General features: G+C 36.6%; 17 protein-coding genes and 2 tRNA genes. 9 read left to right on the top strand and 10 right to left on the bottom strand.

Going from position 1 to position 15,818, the window contains the following annotated elements:
• Positions 1 to 45 precede the first annotated feature (45 nt).
• The 6 genes from lolA (at position 46) to SJ2017_RS11230 (ending at position 5,493) form a co-directional block, all read left to right on the top strand.
• Positions 46 to 681, top strand: coding sequence for an outer membrane lipoprotein periplasmic chaperone LolA (gene lolA, locus SJ2017_RS11255; RefSeq protein ID WP_065107998.1), 636 nt, complete (start codon positions 46 to 48; stop codon positions 679 to 681).
• A gap of 60 nt (positions 682 to 741) precedes the next feature.
• Positions 742 to 2,019 (top strand): replication-associated recombination protein A, encoded by a 1,278-nt coding sequence (locus SJ2017_RS11250; protein WP_372036968.1) that lies wholly within the window; start codon positions 742 to 744, stop codon positions 2,017 to 2,019.
• Positions 2,012 to 2,398, top strand: coding sequence for a fluoride efflux transporter CrcB (gene crcB / locus SJ2017_RS11245; protein WP_372036725.1), 387 nt, complete (start codon positions 2,012 to 2,014; stop codon positions 2,396 to 2,398). The genes SJ2017_RS11250 and crcB overlap by 8 nt, the downstream gene beginning before the upstream one ends.
• Positions 2,399 to 2,416: 18 nt before the next feature.
• Complete coding sequence (gene serS / locus SJ2017_RS11240) at positions 2,417 to 3,703, top strand: serine--tRNA ligase (protein WP_055026029.1); 1,287 nt, start codon at positions 2,417 to 2,419, stop codon at positions 3,701 to 3,703.
• 431 nt (positions 3,704 to 4,134) lie between these two features.
• Positions 4,135 to 4,476, top strand: coding sequence for a hypothetical protein (locus tag SJ2017_RS11235; protein ID WP_055026030.1), 342 nt, complete (start codon positions 4,135 to 4,137; stop codon positions 4,474 to 4,476).
• Between the two features lie 312 nt (positions 4,477 to 4,788).
• Positions 4,789 to 5,493, top strand: coding sequence for a hypothetical protein (locus SJ2017_RS11230; RefSeq protein WP_080915818.1), 705 nt, complete (start codon positions 4,789 to 4,791; stop codon positions 5,491 to 5,493).
• 110 nt (positions 5,494 to 5,603) lie between these two features.
• Here SJ2017_RS11230 and SJ2017_RS11225 read toward each other — a convergent pair whose 3' ends face one another.
• The 6 genes from SJ2017_RS11225 to punR form a co-directional block, all read right to left on the bottom strand.
• A complete protein-coding gene (locus SJ2017_RS11225) occupies positions 5,604 to 5,942 on the bottom strand; it encodes a TusE/DsrC/DsvC family sulfur relay protein (RefSeq protein ID WP_080915817.1) in 339 nt (112 codons plus the stop codon).
• Positions 5,936 to 6,226, bottom strand: coding sequence for a sulfurtransferase complex subunit TusB (gene tusB, locus SJ2017_RS11220; protein WP_055026033.1), 291 nt, complete (start codon positions 6,224 to 6,226; stop codon positions 5,936 to 5,938). The genes SJ2017_RS11225 and tusB overlap by 7 nt, the downstream gene beginning before the upstream one ends.
• The gene (tusC, locus tag SJ2017_RS11215; protein WP_080915816.1) at positions 6,226 to 6,582 is read right to left on the bottom strand and encodes a sulfurtransferase complex subunit TusC; all 357 of its coding nucleotides are present in this window, start codon (positions 6,580 to 6,582) and stop codon (positions 6,226 to 6,228) included. The genes tusB and tusC overlap by 1 nt, the downstream gene beginning before the upstream one ends.
• A 20-nt stretch (positions 6,583 to 6,602) precedes the next feature.
• Positions 6,603 to 6,992: a sulfurtransferase complex subunit TusD gene (tusD, locus tag SJ2017_RS11210; RefSeq protein WP_080915815.1), complete on the bottom strand. Its 390-nt coding sequence runs from the start codon at positions 6,990 to 6,992 to the stop codon at positions 6,603 to 6,605.
• A gap of 99 nt (positions 6,993 to 7,091) precedes the next feature.
• A complete protein-coding gene (locus tag SJ2017_RS11205; protein WP_080915814.1) occupies positions 7,092 to 7,754 on the bottom strand; it encodes a Bax inhibitor-1 family protein in 663 nt (220 codons plus the stop codon).
• Between the two features lie 260 nt (positions 7,755 to 8,014).
• On the bottom strand, positions 8,015 to 8,917 hold the full coding sequence (punR, locus tag SJ2017_RS11200) for a DNA-binding transcriptional activator PunR (RefSeq protein ID WP_055026037.1): 903 nt from the start codon (positions 8,915 to 8,917) through the stop codon (positions 8,015 to 8,017).
• A gap of 128 nt (positions 8,918 to 9,045) precedes the next feature.
• Here punR and punC point away from each other — a divergent pair, with 128 nt between their 5' ends.
• The 3 genes from punC (at position 9,046) to SJ2017_RS11185 (ending at position 10,946) form a co-directional block, all read left to right on the top strand.
• On the top strand, positions 9,046 to 10,308 hold the full coding sequence (gene punC, locus SJ2017_RS11195) for a purine nucleoside transporter PunC (protein WP_080917466.1): 1,263 nt from the start codon (positions 9,046 to 9,048) through the stop codon (positions 10,306 to 10,308).
• Between the two features lie 81 nt (positions 10,309 to 10,389).
• Positions 10,390 to 10,480, top strand: a tRNA-Ser gene (locus SJ2017_RS11190).
• 375 nt (positions 10,481 to 10,855) lie between these two features.
• A tRNA-Ser gene (locus SJ2017_RS11185) sits at positions 10,856 to 10,946 on the top strand.
• Positions 10,947 to 11,217: 271 nt separating this feature from the next.
• On the opposite strand, the gene SJ2017_RS11180 is transcribed toward SJ2017_RS11185, so the two are convergent.
• From SJ2017_RS11180 to SJ2017_RS11165, 4 genes are read right to left on the bottom strand one after another with little or no spacing between them, the layout of a single operon-like run.
• Positions 11,218 to 13,341, bottom strand: coding sequence for a response regulator (locus SJ2017_RS11180; RefSeq protein WP_080915813.1), 2,124 nt, complete (start codon positions 13,339 to 13,341; stop codon positions 11,218 to 11,220).
• Positions 13,342 to 13,351: 10 nt separating this feature from the next.
• Complete coding sequence (locus SJ2017_RS11175; protein WP_080915812.1) at positions 13,352 to 13,696, bottom strand: hypothetical protein; 345 nt, start codon at positions 13,694 to 13,696, stop codon at positions 13,352 to 13,354.
• Positions 13,697 to 13,704: 8 nt separating this feature from the next.
• Positions 13,705 to 14,886, bottom strand: coding sequence for an EAL domain-containing response regulator (locus SJ2017_RS11170; protein WP_080915811.1), 1,182 nt, complete (start codon positions 14,884 to 14,886; stop codon positions 13,705 to 13,707).
• On the bottom strand, positions 14,883 to 15,767 hold the full coding sequence (locus SJ2017_RS11165; protein WP_080915810.1) for a helix-turn-helix domain-containing protein: 885 nt from the start codon (positions 15,765 to 15,767) through the stop codon (positions 14,883 to 14,885). Before SJ2017_RS11165 ends, SJ2017_RS11170 begins: the two co-directional genes overlap by 4 nt.
• Positions 15,768 to 15,818 lie beyond the last annotated feature (51 nt).

The raw sequence follows: 15,818 nt of genomic DNA, 5'->3' as shown, positions 1-15,818 counted from the left end.
TGTGTAATAAGCGTTCTGCACCTCAAACAAGTAGTAGGAAACAATATGACAAAAAGTGTTGGTGTAATTTCAATGGTAGCCTTGTTGCTATCTGCTAACGTGATGGCAGATGATTCACAAGCATTGCGTAGCAAATTGGAACAACTTGATTCATTAAAAGCGAATTTTACACAAGAAGTCACAGATATTAACGACAAAGTTATTCAAAGTGGTAGTGGCATCTTTGCATTAGCATACCCCAATAAATTCTTTTGGCATTTGACTGAACCTGATGAGTCATTAATCGTCGCTGATGGCTCTGATTTATGGATATATAACCCGTTTGCAGAAGAGGTGACGGTAATGGATTTTGCTGATGCAGTTGAAGCATCGCCAATCGCATTATTGGTACATCGAGATGAGAGTACCTGGCAACAATACCATGTTAGCCAAGTGCAACCAGAGTCTGGTAAAGCGTGTTATTTAATTAAGCCTAAATCATTGGATACGTCTGTTGTGACTGTCACTGTGTGCTTTAACGATTCAGGCATTAGTGATTTTAGCTTACTTGATCAGCAAGGTAATCATAGTCAATTTGCTTTAAGCGAGCAGACTAATGTATCAACAGAAGAAAAGGGGTTGTTTGAGTTTGTTATCCCTACAGATGTTGATATTGATGATCAGCGTCAATCAGAGCGATAAATCATAGTGGCTAATTTAGGATTTGACTTTGCCCCTGACTTTCGCCCATTAGCTGCTAGAATGCGTCCAAGGGATATCAGTGAGTATGTCGGGCAGTCTCATCTATTAGGTGAAGGTCAACCTTTAAGGCAAGCTCTTGAAGCCAACCGTGCTCACTCAATGTTACTTTGGGGGCCTCCAGGAACGGGTAAAACTACCCTAGCAGAGCTCGTTGCCCATTATGCTAACGCGCATGTTGAGCGAATTTCTGCTGTAACGTCTGGTGTAAAAGAAATTCGAGCGGCTATAGAACAAGCTCAAGCCGTAGCACAAAGCAGAGGCCAACGTACTTTATTGTTTGTTGATGAAGTACACCGTTTTAATAAAAGCCAACAAGATGCATTTTTACCCTTTATTGAAGATGGCACGGTTATTTTTGTTGGCGCCACCACTGAAAATCCTTCATTTGAGTTAAACAACGCGTTGTTATCTCGAGCAAGAGTCTATTTAATCAAACCACTTTCAGACCAAGACATTGCTACAATTATCCAGCAAGCCTTAACGGACGAAGAGCGTGGCTTTGGGACTCGTCATTTTGTTATGCCAGATGACGTGATGCAGCAATTAGCCAGCATTTCAGATGGCGATGCGAGAAAAGCATTAAACTTATTAGAGTTAATGAGTGACTTGGTTGACGATAACGGCAGTTTTACACCAGACATGTTGACGCAAGTTGCCGGGCATCAAATGGCGGCTTATGACAAAAATGGCGATCAATTTTACGATTTAATCTCGGCAGTGCATAAATCAGTTCGCGGTTCCGCTCCTGATGCCGCTTTATACTGGTATTGTCGTATATTGGAAGGTGGCGGCGATCCGCTATATGTTGCGAGACGATTGTTAGCAATCGCTTCAGAAGATATCGGCAATGCAGATCCAACGGCAATGAATATTGCGCTAAACGCTTGGGATTGCTTCCACCGAGTGGGACCTGCAGAAGGTGAAAGAGCAATTGCACAAGCGATAGTGTATATGGCAAGTGCCCCAAAAAGTAATGCCGTTTATACTGCTTTTAAAGCCGCAAGAGCATTAGCACGTGAGTCAGGCCATGAATCAGTGCCAGATCATCTACGAAACGCACCAACTCAACTAATGAAAAATATGGGATTGGGGGCAGAATATCGCTACGCTCATGATGAACCTGGCGCGTATGCACCAGGAGAAAATTACTTCCCAGAATCATTACAAGACAGCCAATTTTACTATCCAACAGAACGTGGTTTTGAAAAACGGATAAAAGATAAATTGGACCATTTGGCTGAACTTGACAGAACAAGTGAGGTAAAACGATATGATTAGCTTGACCAATATCATGTTTGTGGCACTCGGCGGCTCTATTGGAGCAGTTTTTCGCTATGTTATTTCAATTTTAATGCTTCAGCTATTTGGAAGCAGTTTTCCTTTTGGTACACTGTTGGTCAATATATTGGGATCATTCATAATGGGCATTGTATATGCCATTAGTCTCGAAACCTCGCATTTAAGCCCAGAGCTAAAAGCGATGGTCGGAGTTGGCCTTTTAGGTGCTTTAACCACATTCTCGACTTTTTCCAATGAAACATTATTGCTAATGCAAGAGGGACTCTTCATTAAAGCAATTCTCAACGTGTTGTTGAATGTCATCCTATGTATATTCATGGTGTATGTCGGTCAGCAGCTAGTATTTTCTCGCATTTAACTATTAAGAATATATAACATGTTAGATCCAAAATTTTTGCGTAACGAACTTGAAGTCACAGCTGAGCTTTTAGCACGACGTGGCTTTATCCTTGATGTTAGCCGCTTAACTGCTTTAGAAGAAACACGTAAGTCGCTACAAGTGGAAACAGAAGAATTACAAGCATCCCGTAATGCAATCTCTAAATCCATTGGTCAAGCAAAGTCTCGTGGCGAAGATGTTAGTGAAATCATGGCGAAAGTGGGTGACTTAGGTTCTCAGCTCGATGCGAAGAAATCAGAACTAGCAGCGTTATTAGCAGAGCTAAATGGTATTGCGATGAGCATGCCTAACTTACCTGATGATGAAGTACCAGCAGGCGCTGACGAAAATGATAACGTTGAAGTTCGCACTTGGGGTGAGCCGACTAAATTTGATTTTGAAATCAAAGATCACTTAGATCTTGGCGAAGGCTTAGATGGTTTAGACTTTAAAAGTGCCGTTAAAATTACCGGTTCTCGTTTCATTGTCATGAAAGGTCAAATCGCTCGTTTAACTCGAGCTGTCGGTCAGTACATGCTAGATCTACATACTGAAAACCATGGTTATACAGAAATGTATGTACCACTTCTAGTCAATGAAGAAAGCTTATTAGGTACAGGTCAGCTACCAAAATTTGGTGAAGACTTATTCCACACAAAACCTGCTACTGAAGAAGGCCAAGGACTAAGCTTAATTCCTACTGCTGAAGTTCCATTAACTAACATGGTTCGTGACACGATTATCGATGAAGCGGATTTACCATTAAAAATGACGGCATTAACATCATGTTTCCGTAGTGAAGCAGGGTCATATGGCCGTGATACACGTGGCCTTATACGTCAACATCAGTTTGACAAGGTAGAACTGGTTCAAATTGTTAAGCCTGAAGATTCTATGGCTGCACTTGAAGAGTTAACAGGCCATGCTGAAAAAGTATTACAAGGGTTAGGCTTACCTTACCGCACAATGATTTTATGTACTGGCGACATGGGTTTTGGCGCTGCTAAAACCTACGATCTAGAAGTTTGGCTTCCTGCACAAAATACTTATCGTGAAATTTCTTCTTGTTCTAACATGAAGGATTTCCAAGCTCGTCGCATGCAAGCTCGCTACCGTGGCGTTAATGATAAAAAGCCTACATTACTGCATACATTAAATGGTTCGGGTTTAGCTGTTGGTCGTACTGTCGTTGCGATTCTCGAAAACTACCAAAATGCGGACGGTTCTATCACGATCCCTGAAGTATTGCGCCCTTATATGCGTGGCTTAGAGAAGATTGGCTAATGCAATTAGCTAATAAAATGGCCTAATATTCTGTAAGCCAGTTTTCTTTGCAAAAAACCAAACCCTGTGTTTGGTTTTTTATGCCATAAATAAAATAGCGCAAAGTTAAATCTGGATTGAAAGCAGTAAACATGTGCTGAAATAAAAAATTGCAATATGAACACTGTGATTTATTGGATTTACATAGCAATAATGGATAAGTGAAATACACAAATTCGTCAATCTCTGCAAACAATAAGGAGAAAATGTGGAATTACAACGACGCGCTTCATTTGACCATTGTTAAGGAGTATAAAAGAGATTCTCATAGAAGGTTATTAGTGCCTAAAGCATACAATTTATGACTTTATCGAGGCCGCTGCTTAATTTTAGTCAGTTTTTTGAATAGCCAGATTCTCCTTTTTATTACGGATCAAAAATAAGTGAAAAGAATGTCGTTATTGGTTGTTTTTGTATGCGGATACGGATTAGCAAGTTTTCAAGCAACCCGAGCTCAACTTCAAGATGAGATAAATGATTATCCGAATGAAATTGCTATCGCATCTAAGCTATTAACGCTTTATTCCGAGCAATGTGAAGGTGCTGAGCAGACAAGTTTCTCTCCGTATGTGCAACATGCCACTACGCGTTATCAGTTATTGGTTAATAAAGCTGATAAGTTTCCATATTTTTTGGATCAACATTTTGTAGAGAACCATCTTCAATCAGCGTCTGAGTTTAATCAATTAATTCAATCTTCACGCAACCATTTATTTGCATGTTCTAAATCCTAATCGAGGTAAAGGACACGCTAAATTGGTATTGAGTCTTGTATTTATCTTTACCGGACTTTTAGTGTGTTTCTCATTGCCAGCGCTTGGCTCATTAAGCGAATTAGACTCAGCTTATTGTAAGCGATAGTGATGATAGTGATAGTTTGCGTTTTGTTAGGCTGTAAGGATGCGCAGTGTACTTGTCATCAAAAGTGGTTTAATTTGATTCGCTTGTATTGATTCACTCTTGTTTATTCGTGCAGGTAAACGCTGTCGAGTATTTAATGCTAAAATGCTTTTCAGCATTTAACACTAAACTTAATCAACGAGTTCATGCTAGAAATTAAATACACCATAGATGACATCACCACCCTAATGTATGTCGATCAAGTTCATATCTTCAGTAATTTCAACAAACAATGGGTCACCGCTGCATCATTAAAAACGGGTGACAAAATAATCGCCCGTAATGGAAGCCAAGCAAGTATATTACGAATTGTTGAAGTCGATACTCGTAAACCCAATGCAGAACTAGTAGCTAAATTACGTGACGTTAAGTTAAGCCATAACCATCACTTCTTCGTTACACAACAGCCTCAATCGGCTCTTGAAGTTAGCTGTGAGCAACCACCTAATGACCCACTTGAATTAATTCCATATCAACTTGCCAATAAACCTTCTTACTTACCTAATGGTGAGCCGACAGGTCATCATAGTGGGCCATGGGTTGCTGCAAAGTATGTTGATGAAGTGGGTAATGAGTTTATTGGTTGGGGGCGAGCTAATGATCGTCATTGTGCTGAGGATGCAGCTGTTATTGATCTAAAAGATAAAGTTGCAGATGTCAGTTTATTAACTCAACAAAATGTCACTATTTCTCATGCTTATATTCGTAAGTACAGTAAGCGTGGTCGGTTAATTAACACCATGAGCCCATGCCAGTATTGTCGTGACAATTATGGTATGGCCCTTAACGACAGTCGAGTAGGGAATAGTAATGTGGTTAAACCTGGACGTGATCATTTGCCAATTGCATAGTTTATTTAAGCTTATATTGAAGATATTTAGCCCGTTAGCCCGTGCGATAACGACACTATTAAAAAAGCCTGAACGAATAAGTGTCAGGCTTGTTGAAGTCATCAAGTAGGTTAAATGCATTTAGCGGGTTTTGGTAAACCGGCTATTTTGGTTGCTTGTTTTGCGGGGCCAATAGGGAATAATGTGTAAAGGTATTTAGAATTACCTTTATCTGGGCCTAATGCTTGACCTATCGCTTTTACTAAAACACGAATAGCTGGGCTAGTTTTGTATTCTAAGTAAAAGTCACGAACGAAGTTTATGACTTCCCAATGTTGCTCTGTAAGGACAATGTCTTCTGTGGCCGCTAGAATAGGCGCCATATCAGCTTTCCAATCGGTATAATTTTTTAAATAACCTTTAGCATCGACTTCGATTTGCTGACCGTTAAAGTCAAATGAGTTTACCAAGTGATCACCTTCGTATGTTCCAATGTGGCCAGTACAAACTGGTCATAATCGATAACCTTAATATTGTTTGTCTGAGGTAGGCGAGCGCCTAATCCTCTTGCGTCAATATCTTCAATTAACACGTAAATTTTGATGTTTGATAATCGCTGTTGCCACTCATGATTAAGTAAGCAGTTTATGGCATCGTCTGATAATAAGATGCTGTCTTGCTCTGCGATGTATCGTAAACAGCAGGTTAGTGCGTTATCTGTCGTTGCTGAGTGTTGTATTAGGTGCAATATCATTAGTATACCACCACTTCATTTGCTTGCTGAATTAAAGTTTGGATGTGTTTTTCTGAGGCTAATTCAGCTTCAAAGTTAAAATCTTTAGCTGTAATACCAAATTGTACTGCTGAATCTCGGCAGACTAAAACAGTCTCAATATCGTATAAACTTAATGCTTTGAAAGTCGACAGGTAATCTTTACTTCCCACAAGTTCAGGTTGTTGTTCAGGCAGTAAATGCAGTACAGCTTCATCGGTAAATATAATACTGACTTCTTGCTCGAAACTTGCACTGAGCATAGCAAAGTCTAAGCCTTCACGACTGGATGTATTTCCAATAGGGCTTTTTCTGAAGATGACGCAGATTTTTTTCATATCCATTCCTGTATGCATCACTAAAAGCAAACCAATCTTTCTGATTGCTCAATACCCGTGACTAACTCACCTAAACCACCCATAGTAAATTGTTCACTAGCATTATATTGCTGCTTGTCATTTTCTAATGCATCTTGCGCTGATAGGACTCCACGCCTTAATGCAGCAGAGACGCAATTGACTAATTTGACATTATGTTCTGATGCCAGTTTAGTCCAAGCGCGGTGTAAATCATGCTCATCAGATGCTGGGCAAACGAGGCTATTACTGTTGAATACACCTTGCTGATAAAAGAAGATATGGCTGACTTGATGACCTAGTGATAAAACACTTTCAGTAAAACGAAGCGCTCTAAAACTGGCAGTAGACCCATAAACTGTGCCATTAACTTGGATAATAAATTTACTCATAACAATAAAAAATGGCTCCTGAATGAGGAGCCATTTTAGCCTAGTTAACTGATTAATCACAGTGGATTTATAAAGTGACTGACCCGTTACTTGACGCTATTAATCATCATTTCCCATACCAAGCAGGTGAAGAAGTGCCATGAATAGGTTGATGAAGTTTAAGAATAACGAAATTGTTGTGCGGATATAGTTAGTTTCGCCGCCATTTACGATACGACTTGTATCGTAAAGGATTAAACCAACCATGATCATAGCGACAGCAGCTTGTAATGCCATGAACATAGCACCGCTATTAACAAAGAACATATTGATTAATGAAAGGCCAATAACAACAAGTAGGCCGGCGAATAAGAAGCCACCCATAAAGTTAAAGTCTTTCTTCGTCGTGATTGCGTAAGCTGATAAAGATACAAAAATAACAGACGTTAAACCAAATGCTTGCATGATAAGCTCTGGGCCATTATTCAAACCAACATAGTGATTTAGAATATAGCCTAATGAAGCACCTTGCATACCTGTGAAGGCAAAGATCCACGCTAATCCTGAGGCATTGTCAGCTTTTTTCAAGGTGACCATCATGACGACAATACTACCAAGAGATAAACCGATAGACATGAATGGGCCGATATTTAACGCCATTGCGACACCCGCCATTACAGCAGCAAATGCTAATGTCATAGACAGCAGCATATAAGTGTTTTTAATGAGTTTGTTGGTTTCCATCGTCGTGGCTTGTTGACCCGACAAAGTTTGTTGATTCATAACAGTCTCCGAGACGTTAAAAAGAGTGTAATTTAACAAAATGCTCTCTCAGCACATGGTAAATTACTGATAACTTAACTTGATGATACAACAGCTTTGCTACAGCTTAAAGTCATCATGATGAACTAGTTGATTTTACGCCATTAATTTATCTTCAATGTCGCAAAATCAGACAATATGTTGCGCATTAACCTTATTGTTGAAAACAATACTTAAATGAACATTAAATTGGTTAATCTTAAAGGACGACAAAGCCGTGTTTACGCTAACCATTCACGATGGAGCTTGTCTGTATCACCAAGATAGTCGAGCACCCATTCAAGTGCTGGGGACATTTTTTCTTGATTCCAAGCAAGACAACATGGGCTTGCATTTTTAGGGTTTTCTAAGGTTTTCGCAATCAATGAACCCGATTGGATAAAAGGCTTAGCGAGATTAAGTGGCATATAACCAATACCTGAACCGTCTCTAAAGCAATTAATGGCACGAATCCAATCAGGCACAACTAGACGGCGTTGATTGTCGAGTAGCCATGTGGTTCGTTTAGGGATCTCTCTTGACGTATCTTCAAGACAAATAGAAGGGTAGATACGTAATTCATCATCAGTTAAAGGACGATCGATTTCTGCTAATGGGTGATTTTTACTGACTAAAAATGCCCATTCAATGTCTCGCATATCTTTATACTGAAAAACACCACCGACAGGTATCGCAGTGGTTGCACCAATGGCAATATCACTTCTGCCTGTAGCTAATGCTTCCCAAACGCCATTAAACACTTCAATGCGAATAATTAATTCTACATCACTAAAGTGGCGGTAAAAATCTGAGATCAGCACACTGATTCGGTCTGCTCTAACAATGTTATCTAACGCAATAGAAAGTGTAGGTTGCCAACCGTTTGCGACACGTTGAGTGCTTCGTTTTAGGTCATTCATTTCAGCCAGCAACTCTCTTGCATGTTGGACAAAATGTTTACCTGGCTCTGTTAAGCTAACACTACGATGATGCCTTTCAAACAAAATGACACCAAGTTCATCTTCAATTTGTTTTACTGCGTAACTGACGGCTGATGGAACTTTATGCAATTGATTAGCTGCAGCGGTGAAACTACCTACACGAGCGACAATATCAATCATTTCCAATGCTTGTTCTGAAAGCATAGAGGGCGATCCTTTGCTGTGAAAAAATATGAATGCAGTCATCAAAAGTAAACGTTTCACAAACATTTTGCAAGTCATTAGACTGCACGCTGATTTTTAACAGCCCTTTATTTGGAATTATTTTTAAGATGACTAATGCGTCTTCAAACACTGCCAATGTGCAGTATTTTATTTTATTAGCCTATTTAGCTTTGTTGAGTATGTTAGGTTTTATTGCAACTGATATGTACTTGCCTGCATTTCAGAATATTGCTGATTCTTTTTCAACAAGCTTGAATAACGTCGCCTTTTCATTGACTACATTCCTAGCTGGTCTCGCCATAGGCCAATTATTATATGGTCCTTTAGTTGAAAAAATTGGTAAGCAAAACGCATTAATTGCGGGTTTAACGTTATTTGCCGCTGCAAGTGGCGTCATCGTGGCAAGTGATTCAATTACGATGTTAAATATTGCCCGTTTTTTTCAAGCATTAGGAGCATGTAGTGCTGGTGTCATTTGGCAAGCCATCGTCGTTGAAAAATACGACGCTGACAAAGCGCAAAAAGTGTTCTCGAATATTATGCCGCTAGTGGCTTTATCTCCAGCTGTTGCGCCGTTAATTGGAGCTGCGATTGTTAATTCATTTGGCTGGCGTGCGGTATTTGTTACTTTAGTCATTGTGGCCGTTTTACTTATCGTACTCACTAAATGGTTAGTGGCAAGTGAATCAAAACAAGCTGAAGTGCAGCAAAGCATCAGTTATAAAAGCATTGTGAAAAACACCCATTACTTAGGGAACGTGGTTATTTTTGGAGCGTGTTCGGCTGCATTCTTTAGTTACTTAACTGTGTGGCCAAGTGTCATGATTAAGTTTGGCTACGAAGCGCAGGCAATTGGACTCAGTTTTATTCCTCAAACCATCATGTTTATCGTAGGTGGTTATATGAGTAAGGTATTAGTTAAAAAGTGCGGAGCTCAATCAGCCCTTAAATACTTACTAGGTTTATTCTTTGCTTGTGTTGCTGTAATTGCGTTAGTCACTTTAGTTATGACGATGGAAACTATATATCCATTGCTGATTTCTTTCTCTGTTTTAGCGGCGGCCAACGGCGCGATTTATCCTATTGTGGTCAATAACGCATTACAGCAGTTTAGTCAGAATGCGACTAAAGCAGCTGGCTTACAAAACTTTATTCAAATCGGAATGGCCTTTGGGGCTTCGAGTATTGTTGCTATGCTGGCTCAATATGCTGAAATGACGATTGGATTGGGCATATTACTGAGCGCTGTTGGAGTCTATTTAGGTTACTTGTTATCAAAGCAAGATAGTTGGGCGAGTATGTCGAATGGTTTTGTAGCGCCAGATCCAGCAAGAGTAGGGCTCTATTCAGATAAAAAATCGACAGATTGATTGTAAGTCAAGCAATCGATTAGTTTTATTAGTTTTAGTACTTTACAGCAAACGTCGAGAGCATTATTATTCTCGTCGTTCGGAGAGATGGCAGAGTGGTCGAATGCACCGGTCTTGAAAACCGGCATGGGTTTGTAGCCCATCTAGGGTTCAAATCCCTATCTCTCCGCCATATTTAAAGAAGCCCGCTATTTTATTGCGGGCTTCTTGCTTTTTCGATTTTGAAATATTGGCAATAGGTTTGTAGCGCAATCGATGTAGGGTTCAAATCCCTATCTCTCCGACATATTTAGAGAAGCCTGCTATTTTATAGCGGGCTTTTTGCTTTTTCGATTTTGAAATATTGGCAATGGATTTGTAGCGAAATAAAGATAAGAGTAGAATCTGAGTTCCATATGTTTATTTCTTGCAGATTCTAGTATTGATTTACTCAGCCTACGCTACTGCTCACTAAACTTACTATTTGATGCATAGTTAGCCAAACAATCATAATCTTTAAATTAATACTTTACACTAACCAGAGTGATAGCTATTATCTTGCTCGTTCGGAGAGATGGCAGAGTGGTCGAATGCACCGGTCTTGAAAACCGGCATGGGTTTGTAGCCCATCTAGGGTTCAAATCCCTATCTCTCCGCCATATTTAAAGAAGCCCGCTATTTTTTAGCGGGCTTTTTGCTTTTTCGATTTTGAAATATTGGCAATGGGTTTGGAGCGCAATCGAAGTAGGGTTCAAATCCCTACCTCTACAATATATAGAAAAGCTTTTACTGATTACTAACGAGCTAATTGTTTTATTACCGCTGTAGTCACTATACAACAGGCGCAACTTTACACCCAAATAAGTAAAAGTATGGAGGTTAAATTGGCTAAAGCCTATGGTCATAGCAACTAATGAAATCATTTTTTATCTACTTTACTTGTTCTTGTATTGCTTCTTCTAGCTCTTTTGTAGAAATAGGTTTAGTGAGTATGGTATCAATTCCATTTTGTAAAAAAACTTCATGATCTTGTTTAAATGCATCAGCTGTCAGAGCAATAATTGGTAAATATAATTGTAATTCTTGCGTTAAGTATTGGGCAAACTCTACACCGTTCATCTCTGGCATATTGATATCTGTTATGATTAAATCTATATCATTGTTAGCTTTTATTAACTGTATTGCTTCGATGCCATTCGCAGCACTGACATAGAGGTAGCCGAGTTCTAGAAGTTGTTGCTGCAATACGAATAAATTAAAAGGGTGGTCTTCAACGAGTAAAACTTTCAACGATTTTTTTTTCTGATGAGATATTGTCGCTTTTTCATCACAGCTTATATCTTGTGTTTCACTGTTAGCACTGTTAGCACTGTTAGCACTGTTAGCACTGTTAGCACTGTTAGCACTGTTTGTAATTTTGTATGGGAGATTAAATTTTGCTTGGCTCCCTTTGAATTTCTCTGATGAAAGTAAAAAACTTCCTCCCATGACGCGTATGAATTCAATTACAACATTTGAACCTAATCCTGTGCTTGCTATATTATAATTTGTTGAGAACTGTGCAAAAGGTTTAGTATATTGTTTCGTTTCTTTTTCTGTCATCCCGATACCGTTATCTTGTACTGTTATAAATAAATCACCTTGATGTTCATCAATTATTTGGTATTCATAAGCAATTTTTACAAATTTGTGTTGTTTTAAATTATCACTGTACTTAATAGCATTGCTAACTAGATTGATTAATATTTGCTTTAGTTTTGCATGGTCGAGAGTTATCTTCATATCTGGCTGTATTGCGGTATTTTCAATCAGAATGTTGCAAGAGTTATCTTTAGCTAGCAAAGATAGCATTAATTTAACATCTTGAAGTGTGCTGCCTAAAAAACGACTTGTATTTACAACGTCTGTATTTCCAGATTCTATTTTAGATATATCTAATATATTGTCGATATGGTTTTTTAGTGTTAGCGCTGAAATTTTAATGATTTTTAAGTCGTAATCAGATATTCGATTATCTTTTACTAATTCAATGACACCGATAATACCATTTAAAGGTGTTCTGATTTCATGGCTCATCGCAGCTAAAAATTTTGATTTTTCTTCAGTTTTGTTAAAAACGGTATCTTTTTGTTGGTTCAATTTATTAAATAATGAAATAAATACAAGAGTATTTAATAGGAAAATTACAACAAGTATTAATAGCGGGTAACTTAAATTTTGCGTTAATTTATTGCGGGCTTCTAATTGTTCTTGTATTGAATCTACTGATTTTTTAAATTTAGTTGATGTTTGCGCTATATATCCTAAAAAGCTTAATTTTTTATTTTCAAGTTTTTCATTTGCTTCGGTTAAATTGTTAAAGTTACTACGTAATAGTAGTAGATTTTTATCCAATTCACTCCAGTGTATTCTTTGCTTAGTGTTTAATTGGTTTTTAGTGAGTTTGAATAATTCATCAAATACCTTATTCCCTTGTAAGTTTATGTTGTTTATCTCATTTTTGCTAAAATTGATTTTCTTTCCTGACTCGATTACTTTTGTTACTTTTTCTAAAGATTTTAATGCTAATGTTATTGTTTTACTGTCACTAAATTCTAGTTCATTTAATTTTAAAACGTTATCATAAATAGTAATTAAGTTTTGTGTGGTTAGTCTTGTTTGTCTTTCTTTTAAAACATTTAGTTCTAATAATGATGTAATGTCTGCAATAGATTTAGATTTTACTTTTGATATTTCATCATTAACAGAATTGATAGATTGGATTATCGTTTCTGTTAAGTAAAAATTTTCTTGATTTGTAATTGAAATTGTTTTTAATAGTTTTAGTTTATGATTAACTTCTATGATATCTATATCATCATAAAGTAGGTGATTTTCTAGCAATTGACGTATTTGATACGTCGCTCTTGCTTTTTCTATTACTTTATACTGCATTTTTATATTCGTGTTTTGTGCATGTAGAGATAAAGTTTGATATAAGGTGATTGCCAATAAAAGGAAAAGTGATATGGCTACTGAAAACTTCACTTTATTAAAAGTATTAATTAAATTCATTGTAACCTCATTATGTCGTTGTCTTTTTAACTTTAAAATATGATTTTAATCCTTCATGGTATTCTTTAATTGTCAACCCAAATTCAATTAAGTTTTTTGACAATTTTTCTTGGTCTAATGTTATGAAATTGTAGATTTCACTTATGTTAATAAGTTGAGTTGAACCTTTCATCTTATGTTTAATGTTATTTATTTTAATAGTGTCATTGTTGTTGATGGCATCACATAATTGGTCATAGTCACTCAATAAAACTGAAAAGTATGTGTTAAATAAACTTTCAATCACTTCGGTTTCAAATATTGACGTCTTGTTTGAAAAGTCATTTATCAAGTTGTAATATTGTACTTCGGACATTTCTTCACCTATTTATATTCAAGTAATTTACGGTCAAGATCAATTCCGTTAATCGGAGTTGAAATTAAGTAACCCTGAATCAGATCACATCCAAGGTCTTTTAGCTTACTTTGCACATCTAAACTTTCAACACCTTCTGCAACAACTGGTATATTTAGCTCCTTACCTATCTTTACAAGAGAGTTAACTATAGCAAGCTTTTTATTATCATTTAGAAGGTTATTGATAAACTTTCGATCTATCTTAATTTCATTAAATGGAAAAAGTTTAAATCTTTCGAAAGACGATTGGTTTTCTCCAAAGTCGTCAATTGATAAATTGAACCCTTTCATTCTAAGTCTAGTGCATACATCTAACAAAAGTTTGTTATCTACAATTTCATCTTCTAGCATTTCTAAAATAACGTTACTATTTGGTATATTATAAGATTTAGTCATTTCATCAATATTATCAGGAAAGCTAATGTCTTCCATAATAATAGTAGGTATATTTATAGAACATGTAATGTTAATTCCTCTTAACATCAAACTTGAAACTTTTCTCATTGCCTGTTCTATAACTGCATGTGTTAACTCTTTCATTTGCTCTTTGCTTAGGAAATCTAAGAACTGATAAGGTAGTAACAAACCATATTCAGGATGAGTAAGACGTGCTAATGCTTCTACACCGACTATTTGCATATTTTTCAGACATTTCTGAGGCTGGTAAAAAACAACTAGATGCTCAGATATTTCAGCATTTTTTACAAATGGACCAATGTCATGTAAGTGAGATTTTACTTGGTTATTGGAAGCATTATCTAAAGCCTTATTTGACATTTTTCCATTTATTGCATTAATTATTATAGATGTGGGTAGCTTAGGCTTTGTTAACATGCCTATAATTTTTACATCATACATCTCAGCTAGATTATTTACAGAGTTAAACATATCATGATCAATGGAACTGCAAAGAATAACTTCTAATTTATAATCTAAAGTTGGTAAATTTCTTAAAACAAAGACACCGTCGCCTTTTTCCATCATTATATCTAAAATTATGTAATCTATTTTATTTTGCTTTAAAATTTCTAAACTTTGATTTCCATTACTAATGTCAAAGATTTTTATGTTGGGTGAGACTTCTTTTAACGATTCTACATAAGTTTTCCTAATGAATTCATCGTCTTCAATAATAAGAATGTTGATCATAAAATTTCCTTAGATTGTAGTGTTTCATATTTGTAGATATACAAGTTATAAAATAGCTTTGAAGACTTCAATGTCTCTGTTTCTGCATACATTACGGATATTCCATTATTGTATTTTTCGACTGACTGATGCTCTTTAAATCCAAGCTTTTCAGCAGTTATACGTTGTTGTGTGTTGTGGCAAATAATCCCAACCCTTACTATTTGATTGTCGACAATGTTACTAATTATATTAGAAAGGCATATTTGTGTTATTATTTCCGTTAACCCAAAATATCCGGCTATAATAACGGAATCATTTATCGAATCATTTATCGAATCATTTAACTTTTTTTCTAATTGAAAAATTTCAATATTTTTTGACAGGTATAACCAAAAGCTTTCTTTATTCAACATATAAGTACTATAGTAACCAACAACTCCTGTTTGTGATAAATATATGTACGTATTAATATTTTTGAATAAATTAATTTCGTATTTTTGCTTACTTTTAAATAAATACTTGCTTATAGCATTCCACACATCTTTACTTTTAAGGTAAGTGAGTTGGTCTATTACCTTACATTTGATATTTACAGTTTCAATCATTAGTGACTGGCTAAATGACAACTTTCTGTTGATCAAAGAGCCTGTTTTTGGTGAGATAGCACTCAAATTTTCAATAGTATACTTATACCAATCAATTCCGATTAGCTTTGCTATCTTAATTTTTTTATACAATACCGGCTTTGTTACATCATTTTCCCATCGACTGATAGTTACAGCGTCTAAACCATTAAAACCATCTTCTGCAGAGACTATTAGTTGAACCAAGTCTTGCTGTGTAACTTTATTTTGTTTCCGGTAATCTCGAATGAGTTTTGAAAACAGACCACTTTTCATAAAAATCTAAAACCAATGTTGTTGCTTAATTGCATTTATTGTCATTTAAAT

The sequence above is a fragment of the Shewanella japonica genome, assembly GCF_002075795.1.
Classification (GTDB): domain Bacteria; phylum Pseudomonadota; class Gammaproteobacteria; order Enterobacterales; family Shewanellaceae; genus Shewanella; species Shewanella japonica.
The sequence above is the reverse complement of the archived record's forward strand: the minus strand, read 5'-3'. Positions and strand labels throughout refer to the sequence as shown.